The organism is Candidatus Dorea massiliensis AP6 (genome assembly GCF_964245105.1).
GTDB lineage: Bacteria > Bacillota > Clostridia > Lachnospirales > Lachnospiraceae > Laedolimicola > Laedolimicola intestinihominis.
In genome coordinates this window covers 78,649-100,549 of sequence record NZ_CAXTKW010000009.1, presented here as the reverse complement: position 1 = coordinate 100,549, position 21,901 = coordinate 78,649, and the positions used below count along the sequence as shown (strand labels likewise).

Genomic DNA, 21,901 nt, shown 5'->3' with positions numbered 1-21,901 from the left:
AGACGTAGGAAAGTGATTTGAGAGTACGAAGCATCCGTGAGGAGCTGCCAGCGGCAAGCCCTTAGGTGTGAGCAGTTATGATACAGAACAGATAGATGAGGAGAACAAGATGGGGAAGGATAATTACAAGTTAGTTGCCAATAACAAGAAGGCATATCACGATTATTTCATCGACGAGACCTACGAGACCGGCATCGCCCTGGCCGGAACCGAGGTAAAGTCGATCCGCATGGGAAAATGCAGCGTCAAGGAGGCCTTTGTCAAGGTGGAAAAGGAGGAGGTATGGGTCTACGGCATGCACATCAGTCCCTACGAGAAGGGTAATATCTTCAACAAAGACCCCTTACGCCCCCGGAAGCTTCTGATGCACAAATACGAAATCCGGAAGATCGCGTCCAAGATGGCCGAAAAAGGCTACACCATGGTGCCCTTAAAGGTATATTTGAAAGGCAGTCTGGTTAAAGTCGAGGTAGGTCTGGCCCGCGGTAAAAAGCTCTACGACAAACGTCAGGACATTGCCAAAAAGGATCAGCGGCGCGAGGCAGAGAAGGAGTTTAAGGTGAAGAATCTCTATTAAAATTCATTGGACGGGAGGTTTTCGGATGCTGAAGATGTTGATTCGGATGGATGAAAAGAAGATTACGGAAGAGAAAACCTATAAGCTGGAGTCAGTCTATCAGACATTGGACCGTTTATTTGCCAAATATGGACTGCTTCGAATGGAAGATACCTCAGGCGCAAGGGTTTACCGGGACAGTGGGAATGAGAATGATTTCGCGTATTTTGGGATCGTTTCAAATATACTATCCGATCAGTCATGGTTTATGAATAATGCAGTGGAATGGATGTTCTATGAGAGTGACGGCTATTTGGATGCTCCAGAGCATTTTAACGAAGAAAATTTTCTGAGAAATTACAGACAGGCGATGAGGGCTTAGCATATTGGAAAGAAAATATGTGAAAGCATTGAATTTTGACCTGGATACATATCAATTAAAAAAGCATTATCCTGGAAATGATTACCATCATGCATATAGTGATCTGCGAAAATTTTTTAGAAAGCATGGATTTCGGCATAGACAGGGGTCCGGATATTTGTCTGTTAATAGAATTACAACCGTAGATATCTATCGGTTAATGAAAGAACTAAGCAGCCAATTGCCGTGGATGGGAGAATGTGTACATAAAATTGATGTTACGAATGTGGGAAACCAGCATGGACTGGTAGAGTTACTGAAGAAAAGTGAGCATTCAGGAAATGAAGCTCCTGAACTCTATACAGAAAAGTACTGACAGAAAAAATGGCGGAGGCTTCCCCTCTGCCATTTTGCGTTTCGTTATCAGTAAATCACAGTAGACAAAATGTTGGAAAAAGTACATAATGAGGAAAAGAGTTTATACGATTAGGAGAAAATTATGGGATTTTTAGATCGCATATTAGGACGTGCCAAAGATAAATTTGACGGAAAGGGCTCAGATTCTCATAAAGGAAATACAACGACAGAAATACGAAATGAAAATTGTAATAGAATACTGGTATTACAGGATACAATTGAAAAGCTTCTGGAGCGAACAGGGTATATAGCAAAAAGTGACTATGCAGATATATATTCTCAATATACGGAAGTAATAGATTTTTTTGGAGTTTTGCAAAAAGGCGGGGTGCTTTCTGATTTCTGCCGGGCAAACCGTGTAAAAGAAGCAGAAATAAGCTGTATATTAGAAAGATATACGCATTTGGAAACCTATGTGGAAGAGCATAACGAACATTATGTCTCAAAGATGTTGGCTCAGGAAAAAGATTATTTGGACAATATTTTGAAGGAAGTGGATCCGAATGTTATCCTGGATAAAGATCAAAGAAAAGTTGTTTTGACAGATGAAGACTATTCTCTTGTGATTGCTGGTGCAGGTGCTGGGAAAACAACCACAGTTGCAGCGAAAGTAAAATATTTGGTTGAAAAAGGAAAAATAGATCCCTCTCAGATTCTGGTTATTTCTTTTACCAATAAGGCTGTGAATGAACTGAAAGATAAAATTCAGAAAGGACTTCATATTGAGTGCCCGATCGCAACCTTTCATTCTACTGGAAATGCGATTATACATAAGCATTCCCCGGAGGAAACCATGACAATTGTGGATAATTCAAAAATGTATTTTGTACTCCGGGATTATTTTAGAAATTCTCTGCTGAAAAATGAAAGTATTGTCAATAAACTCATTATGTTTTTTGCAACTTATTTTGATGCGCCGTATGAGGGGAATGAACTGAATGGTTTTTTCAATCATATCGCCAAAGCAAATTACTCAACCTTGCGCAGTGATTTGGAAAACTTTAAAAGAGAGGTGATTGATGCAAGAACAAAAAAATCAGTCACGATTCAAAATGAGATTTTACGTTCGTATCAGGAAGTTGAAATCGCAAATTTCCTGTATCTGAATAACATTGATTATGAATACGAACCGACATATCCGTATTATATTGCATTTTCCAGGAAGCCTTATACACCGGATTTTGCAATTCTACAGGGAGATAATCAGGTTTATCTTGAACATTTCGGGATTTCAGAAGATGGTAAAAATGACAGATATAGTGATGAAGAATTGGAATGTTATAAAAAAGCGGTAAATGATAAGATTATGCTCCACAGAAAACATGGAACAAAGCTTATTTATACATTTTCAAGTTATAAGGATAATCGAAGTCTGATTGAGCATCTGAAAGAAAAATTAGAGGTGTGCGGGATAGAATTAAGGCCAAGGAATAACAAAGAAGTGATGGAACAGCTTGTTGCGGGGGAAGAAAACCGGTACATCCGTAAGCTTCTGAGCCTGATTTGCCGTTTTATATCCAATTTTAAGGTAAATGGATATGGAAGCGATGAATTTGCACGGATGTATCATTCGACAACAAATGTGAGAAGTAAGTTATTTCTGGATATTTGCCAGGAGTGTTATCTGGAATATGACAGATGGCTAAAGACAAACAAAGCAGTTGATTTCGAAGATATGATAAATGAATCTGCAAGGCTATTAAATGAAGTAAAGGAAATGAAGCAGAAGCTTGATTTTAAATATATAATTGTGGATGAATATCAGGATATTTCAAGACAGAGGTTTGATTTGACAAAAGCGCTGTCTGAAGTAACGGATGCTAAAATTATAGCGGTGGGTGATGACTGGCAGTCCATCTATGCCTTTAGTGGTTCTGATATTACACTGTTTACAAAATTTGCTGAGAAAATGGGATATGCTAAAATGCTTAAAATAGTAAGAACCTACCGAAATTCTCAGGAAGTAATAGATATCGCAGGCAATTTTATTCAAAAAAACAGTGCGCAAATAAAGAAGCAATTGATTTCGCCCAAAACGATTGAAGATCCGGTGATTATTTATACCTATGACAGCCGAAGAAAAGAGGTAAATGCGGACAGAAGAACAGGAGCAAACTACGCACTGGCAAATGCAGTTCAGACAGCCCTCGATCATATCGTAATAAGCAGAAAAAAAGAAGGAAAAAAGGCGGGAACAATTCTGCTGATTGGCAGATTCGGTTTTGACGGAGACCAATTGGAACGGACAGGACTATTTGAGTTTGTAAGGCGTGGGGATAAAGTAAAAAGTGTAAAATATCCGAATTTGAAAATCGTATTTATGACGGCACATTCATCAAAGGGGCTTGGTTATGATGATGTTATTATCATTAACGGAAAAAATGAAACCTATGGATTTCCTGCTAAAATAGAGGACGATCCGGTTCTTGGATTTGTAATCAAAGGGGATCATTCCATTGATTACGCAGAGGAAAGGCGGCTTTTTTATGTGGCAATGACAAGAACCAAGAATCGTGTATATTTTGTGGCACCAGAAAGCAATCCCTCGGAGTTTCTGCTTGAATTGAAGAGAGATTATAAAAATATTAAATTGGAAGGAGAATGGAACGAAGAAGCAGAGAGGCGAATAGATCGAAAGGTATGTCCGATATGTGGATATCCTTTACAACTGAAGTATAAAAGAGCATATGGGCTCCGACTGTATATTTGTACAAATGAACCTGAAGTGTGTGGTTTCATGACAAATGATTGTAATGGCGGAAAACTGTCCATTCAAAAATGTGACAAATGCAGAGATGGTTATCTGATTATAAAACCGGGAAAAGATGCGAGTCAGAAAAAAGATTATTTTTTGGGATGTACTAATTACAGAAAGGATGGAAGAGGATGCGACCGAACAATCAGTAAAAAAGCATTTTATGATCAAATGGGATATACTCCGGACGTAGAGGAAAAAAATGATAAAAACGATGAAATACTTGTGCAGAATAGAAAATGTACGGAGGTAAAAGTAAGAAAACAGATACAGGCAGATATAGCAGATGTGAAAATAGAAAAAGTAAATATGGAACCGGTTACGCTAAAAGGGCTAGATTTGAATGACGTGGTTTATACAGTATTGACAGCGGTACAGAATATGAGCCGTTCCAAATATTATGGAGTTACAATGCTTACGGATATTTTGAAAGGACACCAGTCGGAGCGTATACAACAGAACAATCTGAATGAAATACCGGAGTATGGAGCGTTGAAGGATATGACTCGAAATGAGATACAGGCAGTGGTGGAATGGCTGATTGAAATACATATGCTATTGAAGACAAAAGGGCAATATCCCGTACTTCATCTTACCTATGATGGCTTACACTACTCAGAAAAAATGACAGTAAAGAAACTGGAAGAACTAAAAAGCTATATGGAAGGAAAGAAAGTATGAAACCAACCGAAGTTTTAAAAAACTATTTCGGCTATGATACCTTCCGCCCCGGGCAGGAGGAGATTATTGAGGCGATCTTAAATGGCAGGGACGCGATGGCGATTATGCCGACGGGAGCGGGAAAGTCGGTGTGCTATCAGGTGCCGGCGCTGCTGCTGCCGGGGATTACCCTGGTGGTGTCGCCGTTGATTTCACTGATGCAGGATCAGGTGAAGGCGCTCAATGACGTCGGAGTACATGCGGCGTTTATCAATTCAGCGCTGACAGAAGGACAGATTCGAAAGGCCCTTTCCCTGGCGGCCCAGGGTGTATACAAGATTATCTATGTGGCCCCGGAACGGCTGGAAAGCTGGGAGTTTCTGGATTTTGCCACACATACGGAGATTTCCATGGTGACTGTGGACGAGGCCCACTGCATCTCCCAGTGGGGGCAGGATTTTCGGCCCAGCTATGTGAAAATCGTGGATTTTATCCGAAAGCTGGGAAGACGGCCGGTGGTCAGCGCCTTTACGGCCACAGCCACTGAAAACGTGCGGGATGATATCCTGCGAACCTTGCAACTGGCCAACCCGAACGTGGTTGTGACCGGCTTTGACCGGGAAAACCTCTATTACAGTGTAGAGCATATCCGGAAAAAGGACGATTTTATCCTGGACTACATAGAAAAGCACCCGTCGGACAGCGGCATTATTTACTGCGCCACCCGGAAAAATGTGGACAAGCTTTACGAAGAACTGTTCAAGCGGGGCGTGGCGGTGACGCGCTATCACGCGGGTCTTGGCGGCGCGGAACGGAAGAAAAATCAGGAGGATTTTATCTATGACCGGGCGCCAGTCGTCGTTGCCACTAACGCTTTCGGCATGGGCATCGACAAATCCAATGTGCGTTTTGTGATTCACTACAACATGCCTCAGAGCATGGAAAATTATTACCAGGAGGCGGGGCGCGCCGGACGGGACGGCGAACCGGCCCAGTGTATTCTCTTATTTTCACCACAGGACATGATGATCAATCGATTTTTACTGGAGCAGAAGGATTTTTCCGAGCTGACCGGAGAAGAGGCGCGGTTGATTCGCCAGCGGGATACCAGGAGACTTCAGACCATGGAGCAGTACTGCCGGGGAACGGGATGCCTGAGAAACTATATTTTACAGTATTTCGGAGAAGAGACGGAAGACCCCTGTGAAAACTGTGGCAACTGCCACCGGGAATACACGGAGATCGACCTGACCGAGGAAGCCAGGCAGGTGGTGAAATGCGTGACGGAGACCCGCGGACGTTACGGCATTCAGATTGTCATCGGCACATTGCTTGGAGCCAACCGGGTCAGACTGCGGGAGTTGGGAATGATGAACTATGAATCCTACGGAAGCCTGAAGGAGAAAAAAGAAGCGGATCTGCGCGCTCTGATTAGCCAGATGGTAAGCGAAGGGTATCTGCGCCAGACCGAGGAACAGTACAGTGTCCTGAAGCTGGGGGATACCGCGCCGCTTATGAAGGAGGATGCCCGGGTCATGCTGCGGACCTGGAAGGCGAAGGAGCCGGAGAAAAAGAAGAAGACGGCCAAAGTTAAGAGTACGGACGGCCTGACCAGTGCAGGAAGTGAGCTGTTCGAGGTTCTGCGAAAACTCCGCATGGAGATAGCCCGGGAAAATGGGGTGCCGCCCTATATCGTTTTCAACGATAAGACGCTGATCGATATGTGTGTGAAGCTGCCCGCCACGGAAGAGGAATTTCTGGAGGTCTCAGGCGTGGGAGAAAATAAGCGGAAGAAGTACGGAAGACAGTTTCTGGATGCGATTGCGGAGTTTCAACAGGAGAAAGAAGAAAAAGCAGAGGCATAGAGAGGATAGATCATAGCCTGAGCTTGCAAATCAGGCAAAGTTGTTAAAAACAAAAATGTTATAAAGTGTTATGATATGAAAATAATGATGTTATAAAAATGATATTTTCTGTTAAAAAAAGAAAATTACGGGTTGATTTTTGTGAGAAATGTATTAAAATAGAAATAGGTTCTTCGGGCAGAAGTGACTTTCAAAAAGGAAAGCCTCCCGTGGACAAACACCCGAATTTTAAGGAGAGGATATCATGATTATCACACAGAAAAAGCCCATCGATGAATTGATGGCGATGCTCGGAGACGCGCAGAAGATTGCGATTCTGGGCTGCGGAAGCTGCGCGACCGCATGCGCGACCGGCGGTGAGAAGGAAGTAGCAGAACTGAAAGCGTATCTGGAATCTAAGGGAAAGACCGTAGTAGCCACGAATATGGCAGATTACTGCTGTATGAATATGGGCGTGAAGACAGCCATGAAGAAGCTGAACGCGGCAGGACCGGACGCCGTAGTCTGTATGTCCTGCGGCGACGGCGTGCAGGTGGCGGCAGCCCACAGCCCGTCCGCACCGGTTTATCCGTCCAATAATACCATGTTCTTAGGCGAGGCTGTTCGTTTCGGTCTCTTTGAGGAAGCCTGTCATCTGTGCGGAGACTGTGTGCTGGGAACCACCGGCGGCATCTGCCCCATTTCCCGTTGCGCCAAGTCTCTGGTAAACGGTCCCTGCGGCGGACAGAAGAACGGCAAGTGCGAGGTGAATCCGGACAATGACTGCGCATGGATTATGATTTACAAACGTCTGGAGTCTCTGGGAAGACTGGATCTCCTGACAAAGAGAAGACCGGACAAGGGATACGCAAAGGTATCTTATCCGAGAACAATTAATATCAGGGGGAATAAATAATGGGAATGTTAGAGAAAGCGCTGGAAGGCGGTAAATTCGGTGTAACCGTTGAGATGGCTCCCCCGAAGGGATATGATTTTACAGAGCAGCTTGCAGTAGCAGAGCTTCTGAAGGGCAAGGTTCACGGCGTGAACGTAACCGATATGCAGTCAGCCTGTCTGAAGGCTTCCTCCCTTGGTCTTTGTATCAAGCTGAAGGAAGCAGGGCTGGAGCCCATCGTACAGGTTACCGGACGTGACAGAAGCCGTATGGGTATCATGGGCGATATGCTCTCCACAGCGGCATTCGGTATCGATACCATGCTGGCTCTGACCGGAGACCATCCGACCGTAGGCGACTGCAAGGAGTCCAAGCCGGTCTACGATCTGGATTCCGTAGGTATCCTGCATATGCTGACTTATATGGAAGCTACCGGAAAGGACTGCGGCGGCAATGATCTGGATAATGCGCCCACCTTCTATAAGGGGGCTGCGGTAACTCCGGTTTATGATCCGCTTCCGCTGCAGATTAACAAGCTGCGCCAGAAGGTAGACGCAGGCGCACAGTACATCCAGACCCAGGGTATCTTTGATATCGAAGGCCTGAAGCGTTTCATGGACGAGGTGGATAAGGCAAACATCCATACCCACATCATGGCAGGTATCATCCCGCTGAAGGCAGCTGGTATGGCGAAATACATGAATGAGAACGTACCGGGTATCGCAGTACCCCAGGATATGATCGACCGTCTCTCCGCTGCGGCAGCAGAGGGCAAGGAGAAGGGCGTTAAGGGACTGCCCACACAGCTTGGTATCGAGATGGCTGCCGAGATGATCGCGAAGATCAAGGACGAGGGCATCTGCGACGGCGTACATATCATGGCTATCGGCGCAGAGAAGAATGTGCCGAAGATTCTGGAGAAGGCCGGAATTACCATTGAGTAAGCATCCGGATAAGATTTAAGGGGAAAAGAGAAGGTATGAGATAAAAAGGGCTGAGGCGGTTTAAAACTGCCTCAGCCCTTTCGGCTGCGCGAAATAAGAAAGGTTACGTAAAAGTAAGCTTACAAAAAGAACTCCGTCACAAATACTACGGCGCAGCAGATGACTGCTACGGGCAGCAGTCCCGCGCCCATCCAGGCGGCGGCAATGCCGATGACGAGGGCCAGCGCTCCGGCGATGGGAGACTGGGTGGCGTGGATGATGGCCGGAAAGGTCATGACGGCCAGAGTTACGTAGGGCACATAGTAGAGAAAGGACTGGAGAAACTGATTTTCCAGCGGCTTTCGAATCAGGGTCAGCGGCAGCACGCGGATTGCGTAGGATACGGCGGCCATAATCAGGATGTAGATGTAAATATTATGGGTCATGAGTGGGAAACTCCTTTCTCGGCAGTTTTTTCAGCAGTGTTTTCTTTGGAAAGCGGGAACAAAAGCGCGGCTCCGGCGGAAATCACGACCGTCAGGATAATGGTGCGGGTACCGTCCGACAGGGTGCTGATCCACGGCAGAACCGAGCAGGCGAAGCTTGCGGCGAAGGACAGGGCCACCAGAACAGCCACCACCTTATTTTTCCGGGCAGGCGGGATGATCACAGCCAGGAACATGCCGAAGAGGGCCACGCTTAAGGCGCTGACCACGCGCTCCGGTAAAATGTTGCCTGCAATGATGCCAAGGGATGTGCCGATGGACCAGCCGGGCATTGCCATGAGCATGGCGCCGTAGGTATAATAGGGATTCAGATATCCGGTGCGTGCAATGGCGATGCCAAAAAGCTCGTCTGTGATATCAAAGCCCATCAAAAGGCGGTGTCCCAGAGAAAGTCCGGGCTCCAGCCGCTGGCTCATGGCGCAGCTCATCAGAAGATAGCGGGCGTTGGTAATCAGAGTCACAATGGCGATTTCCGCGTAAGCGGCATTGGCAGCGATGACCGTGATGCCGGCGTATTCACCCGCGGACGCGTTATTTAAAATGCTAATCAGAAATCCCTGAAAGGCATTGAGACCTGCGTTCCGCGCGGTTATGCCAAGCGAAAATGCCACAGCCAGATAGCCGAGGCCGATGGGAATGCCGTCCCGCATGCCGAGCCGGAATCCCTGGGCTTTACTTTCTTTCATAAGATAATTCCTCCCTTTTGTAGCTTGCTTTATTTTATCAGTTCTCTTTACATAAGTAAAATGAATGATTATAATAAAAACATAAGTTAAACTGATGGAGAGAACCATATGATATCGCGATACGGAATTTTCTGTAAAATCATAGAAACGGGGAGCTTTACGAAGACGGCGGAGCTTTTGGGTTATTCCCAGAGCGCGGTGAGCCAGACGATCAAGGCGCTGGAGCAGGAGACGGGGACAACGCTCATTAACCGGCGAAAGGACGGAACGCTGCTGACGGTGGACGGCGCGGCTTATCTGCCTTATTTTCAGCAGATTTACCAGGCGGAGGAGGCGCTTGAGCGGAAGGAACGGGAAATGCGGGGGCTGGAAAACAGTGTTATCCAAATCGGAACCTTTACCAGTGTCAGCCGAAATCTGCTGCCGGAGCTTATGAGGAAGTTTAAAAAAAAGTACCCGGGTACGCGCTTTGTGCTGCAGCAGGGGGAGTACACGAATATTGCAGGCTGGGTGCGGGATGGAAGCATTGACTTTGGCTTCGTGAATGCCGAGGCGGTGCCGGACATGGAGGTCAGCGTCCTGTACCGGGACGAGATGGTGGCGGTACTGCCGGAGGGACATCCGCTGGCCGGGCAGAAAGATGTGTCGCTTGCGGAGCTTGGCAGAGAACCCTTTATCCTGTTGGATGAGGGCGAATACAGTGTGCCGGAGCGGGCATTCGCGAAGCTTCAGATCGAGCCGCGGATCGAATACAAGGTATACGATGACTATTCGATTCTGGCCATGATCCGTCAGGGTCTGGGCGTGTCGATTCTGTATCGGCTGGTGCTGGAGGGCTTCGAGGATGGGCTGGAGCTGCGCCCAATCCGGGAACGGCTGGAGCGGCCGGTGGCGCTTTTGTGGCGAAACTGGGAAACCATGCCTTTTGCGGCCAGGCGCTTCGCTTCTTTTGTAAAAGAGGCTTGTGTGGAGCACGGAAAACCGTTATAATAAGCCCCATACAAGAGACCTGTGCAGGGACGGACAGAGGAGGAAAATGGTATGGACATGACGGGATACGAGCTTTTGTGGCTCTTTTTTACATACAGCTTTGCGGGCTGGGTGACTGGCACGGCCGGAGCGGCGGCGCGGCAGAGAAAATTTGTGGATGTGGGCTTTCTCTATGGTCTCTGGTGTCCTGCTTACGGCGTGGGCGGACTGTTATTTGCCATTTTCCTGACAGAGCTTCGTGACAGCCTGTTTTTCCTGTTTGTGGGCGGCGTGATTCTTTCTTTTATTGTGACCTACACGACCGGCTTCGTGCTGGAGCGGATTTTCCATCGGAAATGGTGGGATTTCTCCCGGAAACGCTTCCAGTTCGGCGGCTATGTGAGCCTGCCCTGGTCGGTGGTGTGGGGTCTGCTTGGAGTACTCTGCATCCGTTTTGTGAATCCGTTTTTACGGGATGTGCTGAAGCTTTTACCCCATGGGGTCGGAAAAATCATTCTACTTGTGCTTGGTATCATTTTCATTATGGATTTTTTCGGCACACTGGTGGGAATCCTGAAGGTGAGATCCAGCGTGAAAAAGGCGTCTCTGCTGTATGGCGTGGCGGAGAATCTGCAGAAAACCTCTGATGAGATGGGCGGAAAGCTGACAGCCTTTGTGCTGCGCCGTATGGAGCGGGCCTATCCGAGGCTGGCGGCTGAAGAGCTTCTTAGAGCCAGACGGGAGCAGGAAAAGGAAGCGGACGCGGCGCGGGCGAAGGCAGGCGTCTTTGCGGTGGGCTGCTGCTTTTATAAGCTGGTGTGTCTGTTTTTGCTGGGCGCGTTCCTGGGCGATATCACCGAAACCATTTTCTGCTATGTGACGGCTGGCAAGCTCATGAGCCGCAGCAGTGTGGTGTACGGACCCTTCAGTATCGTCTGGGGACTGGGCTGTGCCCTTCTGACGGCGGTGCTGTACCGGTATAAGGATCGGAGCGACAGCTATATTTTCTGCTTCGGCACGGTTCTGGGCGGCGCTTATGAGTATATCTGCAGCGTCTTTACGGAGCTGGTATTCGGCACAGTGTTCTGGGATTACAGTAAGATTCCGTTCAATCTGGGCGGCAGAATTAACCTCTTGTACTGCTTCTTCTGGGGCATCGCAGCGGTGGTCTGGATGAAGGTACTGTATCCGCTGTTTTCCGGCTGGATCGAGAAGATTCCGAAGAAATTCGGAACCTGGATGACCTGGATTCTGCTGGTATTTATGATTTATGATGTCTGCCTGTCGGGTCTGGCCCTGAACCGCTATACGGTGCGGCAGACTGGCGAGGGCATCGAGACCTTCGCGGACGGGTGGCTGGATACGCATTTTCCGGATGAACGGATGGACCGGATCTATCCGAACGCGATTCTGGTGGAATAAGAGTTTAAATTTAAGAAAAGGGCTTGATTTTTCAGGGGTTTCGGTCTATACTGGGAGAACAGATTACCCGAAGAGGGCAAAACGGCTGCCGTTCACAGCGTTTCAGGCAGTCCCAGCCAGGGCTTGTACTGGTTTCGACGGGGGTCTCGCAGCTGGTGAAGCTATCCGCAGGCGATGCGTCAAATCGCAAAATTAAAAATAAACGCTGAAGATAATTTAGCATACGCTGCCTAATGGCAGCTGTCGGCCTTAGAGCACCCGCACTTTAAGAATCCGGCATCGACTATGTGGGAAACGACATGCGTTAAGCTTTGCGCGCATGGGCGTATCATGAAGCTACTGAAGCCCGCAGGGTGTTAGTTCCCGGCGGACGGAGGGAATGTCAAAGAACTGACTACGATAGTAGAAGAACAGGGAACAGGCTTTCGGACAGGGGTTCGATTCCCCTCAGGTCCACCAAATAGTGCAAATCCAAACTCATTCTTTTTCGTGAAGCACTGTGTCGGATTTGTTTTCATAGTAGAGGACGTAGGTTAAACTGCGTCCTCTTTTTTAGGTGTCTCGTAAGTAAGAGCCTGTTTGGAATCTCCAATGCCAGCAGTGGTCGGGTCAGTCACGATACCGAGAATCGTGAGGACTGCGAACAGAGCATTGACAACAGCCAACAGCTTGTCCCCCAGCTCACCCAAATCGAGGGTGTAACCGAAGACAGCGGCAATCACCTGTACCAGCAGAAGCACCGCCGGAATCAGAGCAATCCAAAAGCTCTTGTTTTTTACACGCACTTTCCAGTTAATCATGTTGATTTCCTCCTTAAATTTGATATTTGAAGTAGTTAAAGTAGCTGTTCTTGGCTTTTTTCGTATAACTTCCTCTATATACACGCATATATAGCAAAAGTTTACGCAAAAACCGATTTTCAACTACTTTTACTACTTGGGTTAAAACAGCTTATTGACCTCGGACTGTACTTCGCTCGGGTCATAACCAGCCTGTTTCAGACGATTTACACGGTCTGCGCCGTTGCCCCACGAAGACCAGCGAGCGTCAGAGCAAGTACCATTGTAGATTTCCTTGGCAATTTCAGCCGCAGATTTCTTCGCAGTACCAGCCGCAGTGCCGGACTTGGTAGTGATAAAAGCGTCATAGCCAGCGGCTTTCAGCTTCGCCATCATGTTCTCGGCATTGGACTTCTGACTGTAAGCACCGACCTGTACCTTGTACAGATTATCCATCTGTACGATGTAGGTATCGAAGCCAGCGACTTTCAGTTTTGCCGCCCATGCGTCAGCGTTGGAACGCTTCGAGAACGCCCCTGTCTGCACCCTGTACAGCGTTTTACCGTCAGAGGGTACATCTACCTTACCAGTGTCGGTAGAGCCGCCTGTGAGACGCTTAGTGACCTCTGCGGCAAGGTTGCCGAGACGGTTGTACAGCCAGTCTCCCGGGCAAGACTTATTAGCGAACCATCTATGTACCGTCAGTACCATTTCATCGGACTTCGGCGCATAGGCAAGGGTCTTATTCTTATCGCCCAGCCACAAGAGCTTGCTCTTGCCGTTACGCTGACAAATATCAACGCACAGGTTCACGAGGGACGCATACACAGCGTTATTGAACGCATACGGAGCTGTCTTGTCAGACGCACACTCGATAGTGACTGCTCGCTGGTCGTTCTCACGACTGGAAGAACACCACGAACGATTTTTCTCCTCAACGCTCATGGAGATACGACCGTCAGTGCCGATACCGTAGTTGCAACTCGCCTGTCGAGAGGTGCTGATAAAACAGCCACAGATACTCTCTGCGGAGAGCTGACCTACTACACAATGCGGCGTGATACGGTCAATGGAATGGGTTCTCTGCCCGGAATGGTTCGGGGAGAGCTTGGTGTAGACCACTAAAGGACTGTTGCTCATTTTTGTTTCCTCCTTCTTGTCATAATCGGTTAAATGCCATGTCTCAATAACACGCATGAGGTTGTCCACATACTTGTGAGACGTAGCATAGCCATCGGCTTTGATATTCTCAAGGTATTTCCGAGGGTCGGTAACGCCTTTGAGATTTTTATAGTTCGGAATGTTGATGAAATCGAAGTAGCCGATAACTCCGTTTTCCATATCCTTGAACTTACACCACTGCATAGCAGAACAGGTGTAACTGCCGTCTGCGTTCTGCTCACTTCCTACCATGTGATAGATACCAATACAGGTCTTGCAACGACCTTTCCGGTATTTCAGACCAAAATAGTTATGAGCGTTTACAGCCAGCTCGGAAGTGCCGTAGCCACTTTCCAACACCGCTTGAGCGATGATAGGTGACACGACCTCGATTCCGTACACCGGGGCGTACTTCTTGATATACGCCGCAACGGTTTTGACAAAATCTGAATGGTTCATCGGGTATCACCCCTTTCATACCCACCATCGTTTTCTTGGCTTACCGTGGTAGATTTCTTCTTCCTCGTATCGGTCAAGTCGGTGGTGTGCGGATTTCGTAGACTGCTCAACCATCATGACACGCTCGGACAGGTCGTTGACCTTTACCTTAACGTCTGTGATTTCCTTGCGGATTTCTTTCGTATCATCACTGATAGAATCCAGCTTTTGAGACAGAATAGCGTCAACCTGTGCTTTCTTACTCACCTCGTCATTATTGGCTCGACTATTGCTCTTGAAAGCAAAGTACACGGCGGCAACAACGGAGACGAAGGTAAGAATCTGATTGAACTCAATGCTCACATTTCTTGTCCTCCTCTTTTAGAATGTGAGGGAGAGCCGGGAGTGACCCTCCCTCATGCCGCCTTATTCCGTGATAAGGTCTTCCAGCTCAAGGTCAATGAGCATTTCCTTAACCTGTTCCTTGAGAACAGCCGGAACGCTTGCGTAAGTACGCTTACCCTTGACAATGAGTGCTACATAGATAACAGCCATGTTTTTCACCTCCTTCCTGTTGAGCCATAGCAAAATGCGCCACAGCATGATTATTCCTCCAACAGCTTCTTGACTTCCTCTCGGAGCTGTTCGGGTACATCGTTAATGGTCTTGAGACCTTTGCGAATCAGTGCAACGTAAATCTTAGCCATAGTTAGTTACCTCCTAAAACCATTTCGTATACTTCCGCAAGTGCCACCTGTACATCGGTGATACTATTAGAGGTTGCGTTGAGAGCGGCTACCAGCTTCTCCTCCTTGGTCTTCTCACGGAACGCAAGATAGAAAGTGCCGTCAGCCCATTCCATCTGCTGAATGAAGACCATATCAGTGTAGGTAGTCTCGGTCTCTCCATCGGAGACCTTCATGGTAGAGAGATTATCCTTGAAGATAGTCTCGTCCACCTTTTCTTTGCTGACATAGTTCGTGCCGTTCATATCCAGCCCGGTCAGCTTTGTGCCATTGGCAAGGGTGATAGTGTACATTTCGTTACCTCCTTTAATTGATTGAATAGGGTGTCCATGTTACTTCGTTGTTTCTTACTCATTATTTTGTAATGATTCTTAAACCAACTCTTATAGAAGTCCGTAAACTCCTTTTCTGTTAGCTTCGGAGCGAGTTTCTTCATTTTCCGTCTCATTGCAGTAAGCCGTTTTGGATTGATTTTCTGAATCACCCTCCCGGTGTCCGTTAGAGAGTATTGAACTTGAAGAAATCGCCAATGCTCGGAGAGCTTACAGATTCTCGTCTTCCGGGTATTGACCGTGATTCCGAGTTCGTTCGCTATCTCGATAATGTCCTCAAGAAGCTCCTGTAAGAACTCTTTGCTCTCGTGGATAGCATAACTATCGTCCATGTAGCCAGCGTAGAATTTCACACCACGAACGATTTTGACATAGTTATCAATTCGTATTCGGTAAGAGATTCCAGCGGTCTGTGCCACTTGGTCTCCGATATTGAGGTGCTTTCCCATGAACTTTTCGCCTGTGAACAGCTTCGGGTTCATATACTGATAGAGGAGAGAATCAAACAACTTGTCGAGACAGTGTTCATATTCTTCATCACTCATGTACGATACATCAACCCTTGAGCGTTCTACGGTCTTCCGCAGAAGCCATAGGGCGTGTTCATCATCGACATACTGCTCAAACAACTTCAACAACACATCATGTCTGATATTGTCGTAGTATTTCGAGAAGTCTATCAGAAGAATGTACCCTTCGTTGCTACCATGCTGTGCATAATATTTCCGAAGGTGGGTGAGCAACCTCTTACGAGTGAAAGCGATACCTTTTCCGACAACGCTTGCTCCATTGTCATAAATGAGGTGTGGTTCAATCAGAGGATTCAAAACCTCGTCACAGAGAGCATGTTTCACGATTCTGTCTTGAACCTGTTCGCCTGTAATACGCCGGAGCTTTCCTCGTTCATGCAAGGTGAAGTTTGTAGTTGGTAAGAACTCATACTCCATGTACTCAAGGTCTCGTTGCATTTTCGATAACTCCAACAGATAGGTCATGTTAAACCTCTGTACCTGTGGTTTCCAATCACTACCTTTCATTGCTTTAGCTTTACTTTCGTAAAGAACATTTCCATCAAATATCTTGCGCTGATAACCTCGGCTATCGTAATAGGAGGTGTCGCATTTAGTATTTACCATACGGAAGGATAATCTCTCCTTTCTCTGTCTGTGAAACGCTCGATAGGCTACTCAATCACAGAATCGAAATCCGGGCGAACGCCATTAGAATTGGAAGCGTTGTTGTAGTTCGCATTACCGTTGTTGTTGACATTGGCGAAATTGGAAGCGGAATCAGAGATTACCCTCTTGGAGAGCCGACTTGAACTTGTTGTCAGACTTTCTCCAACCTTTAAGAAGGTTTATTTCGGTCTGTATCATTTCAGCGAAACGAAGGTACTTGTTCACATCGACAGGAAGGGTCTCGATAGCATACTGCAATTCCTGTGTGAGCCTATAACACTGTCCGACTGCTCGGTTTTGGTGAACTCTACGCTCAATCAGTTCTTCCCGGTAGGTTGGGTAAATGCTGTTTGCAACATATACCTCCTCGGTGATATTACGCAGACAATCAACAATCACTTTTCGCTCGTCTGCGATGAACCATTCTGCAAACGCAGTGTTCTTTTCCATGAGCTTTTCATATCGGACTTTTTCATCGGGTGATAACTCCTCATACGGTCTGCCGCCGAAGGTTGTTTCAACTTTCTTCACGGCTTTGTCGAGGTCGTACCCGAAATCACGGAGCAGTAAATCCGTGACCTCCTTACGCATTTTGTTGAGGTGGTGAAATACCTCAAACTGTGACGGTTTTCGTTTCGATTTCAATACAGACACTTGTTAATAAACCTCCTTGTGCGCCCCACAAGGGGGCGCAGATTTAAGATATACAGAAAGCCGGGCGAACGCCATGAGAATTGGAAGCGTTGTAGTAGTTCGCACTACCGTCGTCGTTGACACTGGCGAAATCGGAAGCGGTAATAACGTCTCTCAACCACCATGTCGCACGATTGCAAATACGGCTCGGCTCGTGCTGGAACAGCGGCAACTGGGATTTCTCGACACGGTAGTTAGCCGGGACATTGCTACCGTCAGAAACAGGGGAGAAAATACCACTGCCGTAGACCATCTGCTCGCACATAAGGTCAACTTCGGAATCGCACCATGCGCCGCCGGAAGCACGACCATTCGCAACAGCGTTCGTCAGATAGATTCTGTGTTTCAGAACATGACCGCTGAACGCACTCTTGATAGTGGTCTTAGCCTGTTCGAGATTGCTCTTGTACATATCCGAGCCGACATAGCCGCCAGCCGTAGTATTTGCCGCACCGCTTTCCCAACCGCCGGAGCTGGTGTTGTGCATTTGTGCGTTGTACAGGCAAGTGTCCGGCACGATAACTACATGGTGGGTAGTACAGTTCGTATCACCACTGTTGAGGTAGTAATCGAACGCCGCAATACGGTAGTTGACACCGCCGATAGTCCAGTAGTCACCGATGTATAAATCATCGAATGTACCAGCCTTGATAGCGGCATACTGGGCGGTAGTCACGGTGCTACCCAGCGACTTACCACGGTAAATTGCATTGTGCGCCCCGGCGTTGTTAAAGAGCAGAGGAGCGATTTTCGCTTCCGTACCCTCAACCGCCTTGGCTCTGAAATTGGCAAAGGTGATTTTCTTCAAGCCTGTGCCATCGTGAATCGGAATCAGACACGAATCGGTCGGTGCGGTGAACGCCGTGAGTTCCGTCACTTTCTTGGTTTCAATACTGATTGCACTCATTTTTATTCCTCCTTATATTTCCAATCTGCCACGATTGCATTACCCAAATCGTCAGCAAGAAGCGTAGTACCAGTGTTGTCAATCGCAACAGGTACAGTGAAAAGGTTCTTCAAGGTCATGTGTTCCAGTGCCGCCAAACGCTCGTCTACTTCGGTAATCTGATTTTGCAGACTTCCGGCAATATCCTCGTTCAGCTTACCTTTGATACCAGCAAACCATGTGTTAAATGCCGCAGTCTGCTCGCCCTCGTAGGTAGTCATGTGTTCCTCATAGGTCTTTTCGATTTGTGCCAAAGACGAATCGCCTTGTGCCTTGAGGTTGACGAAATACTGGGTCAGCTCTTGATAAGAACTATCACCCGAGCTTTTGAAAAGCTCCTTCTGCGTGGTGAAGTAGGTCTGAAACTCCTCATACAAGTTCGTGCCGTTTTCCAGCATAGACATGATGTAGTTCAGAGCTTCGTTCATACGGTTAGCGTCTTTCGCACCGAAGAAGGATTTCTCCTTATTGGTGTAGGTCGTAACATCGTTGAACGATACCGTACCATCGGAGTTATCGACCTGTGTGTATCTTTTCAGACCACTCCAAACAGCGTCCGTATAATCAGTAGGAAGTAATTTCCACGCCATTTATAACCCTCCCTTCATACCAAAATTCCATGTGAATGTCCTCCTTCCCTCACTCTCATTGGTGAGCCTGTCGTAAAGGTCAAGGATTGCTCTCTCCAAACGATTGAGTTCTTTGAAATCCATCGTATTACCATTGGCGGCATAGGTAGGAGCAGTGCCGTAAGACCTCTTGAGACTGTGGGTATTTATGGTAACGAGGTTCGCTTCCAGTGCATTGATTTCATCAGCATAGAAGTAGTCCTTTACGGTCTTATCGCTTCCGACAGACTGAATAGCGAACTCGTCATACATCTTGATAGCCAACTCACGGAGGTATTCGAGGTTGTTCTTAATTCGATTGAAGTCCACGGCGTTGAATCTGTCCCCGGTGTAAACACCATCGACAGTCTCACCGTTCCAATCGGTTTTCGGTGTAGACCACGACATTTTAACCTCCAATCCTTCGGGCGGTTACTCGACCCGAAAATGCTTGCTTGAAATTGACAGTGTGACGGTAGATATTTACCCTCATACCATCGTGAAACTCGTTTTCTTGATACACAATGTCGGTAGCGTCCAGCTCGGGATTTCCTCGAGTATCGTATTCGTACTCGATTCCGGCTGTGTAGTAATCAGCCAGCCATGCGGCAAGCTCATTCGCCATCGTGGTATTACTTATCAGAGGATTCTTCCACTTGACTGTCTTACCACGAGCATTGAGAGACACCGTAGCGTACTTCTCAACGATTTTGTACCGATAACCCTGTACCTCGAGCTTAAACGAGCCAGTGACATTGAATTTGATGGTAACGAAGTAGTTACTCCATGCCACTACGGTTGCCTTACCTTCGACTTCATCGAGCTTCACCTTATAACCATAGGAAGGGTCTTGAATGTAATAAGTCTCGACCTCACCAGCGACTACATCTATGTCCTCATAGACAAGGTTTTCTTCTCGATTATTCTCTTGGTAGGTGTAACATGGGACGATAACCTCTTTGATAAGCTCCTGTTTGATAGCTTTCGGGGAGGAGGTCATGTCCCGGCGATTCATGGTGAAATCCACAACATCGCTCAAACTGAAATAATTCAGTACGATACGGTTGTACGGCTCTGCGGTTTTTGTGAACTCAATCTTCATCACATCGAAATCATCGAAATCTCGAAGAATAATCGAAGTGGTGTTGATTTCGTCTTTCTCAACCGGGTATTCATTTACAGGCTCGCCACCCTTGTACGTTCTGATTGTGAACGCCGCCGGGAGAGCTGTACCGAAGACCAGCTTCAAACCGTAATAAGCTCGAATCGTTTCCATCGTGATAGTAACGACAGGATTCTTTGTGAATGTTCCGTTTGCCCCGGAGATTTCCTTCGAGACATACCCGGTTGTCAGAGCCGCCTTGCCGTTTCTCGGAAGGAAGAACATCGTCCCATCGGTAGGGGTATAATTCCCGGCGAGGGTTGCATATTCGACCTTCGGTGTGTCCGTCAGCACGTTTGCGGCATTGGAGTAGGTCTCCTCGCCGTTGGTTGCGATGGAAGCACTCGGCATGAAATTCGACTTGATTTGAACCTTGCCGTCTCGAGACTGGGTGAGAACACATCGACAGGCATTTGCGATAATCTGCAATGCTTCTTTGTATTTCACTCTCGGAATCGGGTTGTTAGAGTAGAGCTTCTTCAAACGTGGGTCGATATAATACTCGGAAATCCCAGCGTCCTTCAAAATCTCCTCTGCCAGTGCGTAGTAGCTTTTACCAGCGGCACTATACAGACCCTTCACATACTCGCTGTCCATGTTGCGGAAAATGTCTTGGCAACGGATTGTAGCCGTGTTATCGTCACTTTCCCATTCGGAACACCACAGGTGGTTTCCTTGAATCCACTCGATAGTGTCAGAACCCGGGGTCTGATAACCGTACATAATATCCATTTCCTGTCCTGTCTCGAGGTAGTTGATAGCCGAGTTCGGGTTATCCACATTGAAGTAGTGGTCGTAGTTTTTCAGCGTTACCGAAAAATCGAACTGCGGAACATCAGCCCCGATAGGGGAAACGTAACTGTCAAGAGCAGAACTCATAACAGAATCGTTGTAATACACAAGTCCGTAACCGAACATGATAGAGTAGATACGCAAACGGCTTTGAGGATTCTTCATCTTGTAGAACACCAGCTTGATATAGGTTGTATTTTCCAATACTTCCTCGGTACTCCACTTTGATTTTGTATTCCCTCTAAACTCAATGGTCTGCCCGGTACTTCCGACAATATCGAAATCAACCGGGTAATTCTCACCGAAGTTAATCGTGAGACCCTTGAAATCCGTTGCGATTGTGTTCAAGCTGATAATCACTTCACATCGAGCTTCGGAAATCAGCTTGTCCGAGACAATCCCGGTATCATAGTATCTCCCTCCCTCGGTAGCCCGAGGGAGAAAGAACATAGAGCCATCTACTTTCGTGAACTCCTCCTCGAGAGTGGCATAGACCGTATCGTCAATATGCTCTCCGAAGATATTGTCCTTGTTCGAGTAGTAGGCATAACTGCCATTATCGACCGTAGCTTTCGCCTGTACTTCTTGGTTCACAAGTCCGAAAGAAATCATAATGTATGCTCTCTCACGGAGAGAGGACTTCATGCTTTCTTTGTATGCTTTCGATACTTTCTGCATAAGACCCCTCCTTTACTCGCCAGTGTCGATAAGATTTACCTTGCAATTCCGATAATGCGTTGGAGTACCGTCTTCTGTCACCCAGTAGGGTTCTCCTGTACGGTCTCCGCAGTACATTCTTACGGTTTTGCGTTTGTTTGTTACTGGGTCATTAAATTCGACATAGACGAAGAAATTGCTCAAGATAGAGAGAATCCGTTCCCATTGAGCCGCAGTGAGCCACGCCCACTCAAGCCCATCTATCTTGTACTGGTCTCGTCCAACTCTTTGACCCACAACAGCACCGTTAGCGTCACGTCCGCTGTCAACCACGGTGGTTACGACCACGCTCACACCTCGTTTACAAGGTGGTAGCTCATAACCATTTATCGCTAAATATGCCATCGCTACACAC

Annotated in this window: 24 protein-coding genes and 1 other RNA gene; 10 read left to right on the top strand and 15 right to left on the bottom strand. The window is 47.2% G+C overall.

Going from position 1 to position 21,901, the window contains the following annotated elements; translation table 11 throughout:
• Window positions 1–109: 109 nt before the first annotated feature.
• The 7 genes from smpB (at window position 110) to ACESZP_RS10650 (ending at window position 8,432) form a co-directional block, all read left to right on the top strand.
• Complete coding sequence (gene smpB, locus ACESZP_RS10680) at window positions 110–577, top strand: SsrA-binding protein SmpB (protein WP_178038188.1); 468 nt, start codon at window positions 110–112, stop codon at window positions 575–577.
• A 25-nt stretch (window positions 578–602) separates the two neighbouring features.
• Complete coding sequence (locus ACESZP_RS10675) at window positions 603–938, top strand: hypothetical protein (RefSeq protein ID WP_178038189.1); 336 nt, start codon at window positions 603–605, stop codon at window positions 936–938.
• 4 nt (window positions 939–942) lie between these two features.
• Window positions 943–1,293: a VapD family protein gene (gene vapD / locus ACESZP_RS10670; protein WP_178038190.1), complete on the top strand. Its 351-nt coding sequence runs from the start codon at window positions 943–945 to the stop codon at window positions 1,291–1,293.
• 123 nt (window positions 1,294–1,416) lie between these two features.
• A complete protein-coding gene (locus tag ACESZP_RS10665) occupies window positions 1,417–4,770 on the top strand; it encodes a UvrD-helicase domain-containing protein (protein ID WP_440321794.1) in 3,354 nt (1,117 codons plus the stop codon).
• Window positions 4,767–6,614: a DNA helicase RecQ gene (gene recQ, locus ACESZP_RS10660; protein WP_349164188.1), complete on the top strand. Its 1,848-nt coding sequence runs from the start codon at window positions 4,767–4,769 to the stop codon at window positions 6,612–6,614. Before ACESZP_RS10665 ends, recQ begins: the two co-directional genes overlap by 4 nt.
• A 244-nt stretch (window positions 6,615–6,858) precedes the next feature.
• Window positions 6,859–7,509: a methylenetetrahydrofolate reductase C-terminal domain-containing protein gene (locus tag ACESZP_RS10655; RefSeq protein ID WP_158362228.1), complete on the top strand. Its 651-nt coding sequence runs from the start codon at window positions 6,859–6,861 to the stop codon at window positions 7,507–7,509.
• On the top strand, window positions 7,509–8,432 hold the full coding sequence (locus tag ACESZP_RS10650; protein ID WP_499709009.1) for a methylenetetrahydrofolate reductase: 924 nt from the start codon (window positions 7,509–7,511) through the stop codon (window positions 8,430–8,432). The genes ACESZP_RS10655 and ACESZP_RS10650 overlap by 1 nt, the downstream gene beginning before the upstream one ends.
• A gap of 119 nt (window positions 8,433–8,551) precedes the next feature.
• Here the strand turns inward: ACESZP_RS10650 and ACESZP_RS10645 are convergent, their stop codons facing one another.
• On the bottom strand, window positions 8,552–8,857 hold the full coding sequence (locus tag ACESZP_RS10645) for an AzlD domain-containing protein (protein ID WP_499709008.1): 306 nt from the start codon (window positions 8,855–8,857) through the stop codon (window positions 8,552–8,554).
• On the bottom strand, window positions 8,854–9,603 hold the full coding sequence (locus ACESZP_RS10640) for an AzlC family ABC transporter permease (protein WP_499709007.1): 750 nt from the start codon (window positions 9,601–9,603) through the stop codon (window positions 8,854–8,856). Before ACESZP_RS10640 ends, ACESZP_RS10645 begins: the two co-directional genes overlap by 4 nt.
• Before the next feature lie 108 nt (window positions 9,604–9,711).
• Here ACESZP_RS10640 and ACESZP_RS10635 point away from each other — a divergent pair, with 108 nt between their 5' ends.
• The 3 genes from ACESZP_RS10635 to ssrA all read left to right on the top strand — a co-directional run bounded on the left by ACESZP_RS10635 (window position 9,712) and on the right by ssrA (window position 12,453).
• Window positions 9,712–10,593 carry a LysR family transcriptional regulator gene (locus tag ACESZP_RS10635; RefSeq protein WP_499709006.1) on the top strand — a complete coding sequence of 294 codons (882 nt, stop codon included), beginning with the start codon at window positions 9,712–9,714 and terminating at the stop codon, window positions 10,591–10,593.
• A gap of 51 nt (window positions 10,594–10,644) precedes the next feature.
• Complete coding sequence (locus tag ACESZP_RS10630) at window positions 10,645–11,994, top strand: putative ABC transporter permease (protein WP_499709005.1); 1,350 nt, start codon at window positions 10,645–10,647, stop codon at window positions 11,992–11,994.
• A 119-nt stretch (window positions 11,995–12,113) separates the two neighbouring features.
• Window positions 12,114–12,453, top strand: a transfer-messenger RNA (tmRNA) gene (gene ssrA / locus ACESZP_RS10625).
• A gap of 74 nt (window positions 12,454–12,527) precedes the next feature.
• Here the strand turns inward: ssrA and ACESZP_RS10620 are convergent.
• From ACESZP_RS10620 to ACESZP_RS10560, 13 genes are all read right to left on the bottom strand, one after another.
• Window positions 12,528–12,794, bottom strand: a complete 267-nt coding sequence (locus tag ACESZP_RS10620; protein ID WP_015554758.1) for a phage holin — start codon at window positions 12,792–12,794, stop codon at window positions 12,528–12,530.
• A gap of 141 nt (window positions 12,795–12,935) precedes the next feature.
• The gene (locus ACESZP_RS10615) at window positions 12,936–14,393 is read right to left on the bottom strand and encodes a glucosaminidase domain-containing protein (protein WP_499709004.1); all 1,458 of its coding nucleotides are present in this window, start codon (window positions 14,391–14,393) and stop codon (window positions 12,936–12,938) included.
• A gap of 15 nt (window positions 14,394–14,408) precedes the next feature.
• The gene (locus ACESZP_RS10610) at window positions 14,409–14,735 is read right to left on the bottom strand and encodes a hypothetical protein (protein ID WP_499709003.1); all 327 of its coding nucleotides are present in this window, start codon (window positions 14,733–14,735) and stop codon (window positions 14,409–14,411) included.
• Between the two features lie 63 nt (window positions 14,736–14,798).
• Entirely contained in the window at window positions 14,799–14,927 is a 129-nt protein-coding gene (locus tag ACESZP_RS10605; RefSeq protein ID WP_015554756.1) for a CD1375 family protein, read from the bottom strand.
• A gap of 50 nt (window positions 14,928–14,977) precedes the next feature.
• Window positions 14,978–15,079, bottom strand: coding sequence for a CD1375 family protein (locus ACESZP_RS10600; RefSeq protein ID WP_015554755.1), 102 nt, complete (start codon window positions 15,077–15,079; stop codon window positions 14,978–14,980).
• A 2-nt stretch (window positions 15,080–15,081) separates the two neighbouring features.
• On the bottom strand, window positions 15,082–15,411 hold the full coding sequence (locus tag ACESZP_RS10595; protein WP_412576820.1) for a hypothetical protein: 330 nt from the start codon (window positions 15,409–15,411) through the stop codon (window positions 15,082–15,084).
• Complete coding sequence (locus ACESZP_RS10590) at window positions 15,375–16,586, bottom strand: reverse transcriptase domain-containing protein (protein ID WP_499709002.1); 1,212 nt, start codon at window positions 16,584–16,586, stop codon at window positions 15,375–15,377. Before ACESZP_RS10590 ends, ACESZP_RS10595 begins: the two co-directional genes overlap by 37 nt.
• Before the next feature lie 153 nt (window positions 16,587–16,739).
• Window positions 16,740–17,282: a hypothetical protein gene (locus ACESZP_RS10585; RefSeq protein WP_499709001.1), complete on the bottom strand. Its 543-nt coding sequence runs from the start codon at window positions 17,280–17,282 to the stop codon at window positions 16,740–16,742.
• Between the two features lie 43 nt (window positions 17,283–17,325).
• Window positions 17,326–18,228 (bottom strand): DUF6273 domain-containing protein, encoded by a 903-nt coding sequence (locus tag ACESZP_RS10580; RefSeq protein WP_499709000.1) that lies wholly within the window; start codon window positions 18,226–18,228, stop codon window positions 17,326–17,328.
• Window positions 18,229–18,230: 2 nt separating this feature from the next.
• Window positions 18,231–18,857 carry a hypothetical protein gene (locus ACESZP_RS10575; protein WP_147567688.1) on the bottom strand — a complete coding sequence of 209 codons (627 nt, stop codon included), beginning with the start codon at window positions 18,855–18,857 and terminating at the stop codon, window positions 18,231–18,233.
• Entirely contained in the window at window positions 18,858–19,283 is a 426-nt protein-coding gene (locus ACESZP_RS10570) for a hypothetical protein (protein WP_499708999.1), read from the bottom strand.
• Between the two features lies 1 nt (window position 19,284).
• Complete coding sequence (locus tag ACESZP_RS10565) at window positions 19,285–21,507, bottom strand: hypothetical protein (RefSeq protein WP_499708998.1); 2,223 nt, start codon at window positions 21,505–21,507, stop codon at window positions 19,285–19,287.
• 12 nt (window positions 21,508–21,519) lie between these two features.
• Window positions 21,520–21,891, bottom strand: a complete 372-nt coding sequence (locus ACESZP_RS10560) for a DUF6711 family protein (protein WP_015554749.1) — start codon at window positions 21,889–21,891, stop codon at window positions 21,520–21,522.
• Between the last annotated feature and the right edge of the window lie 10 nt (window positions 21,892–21,901).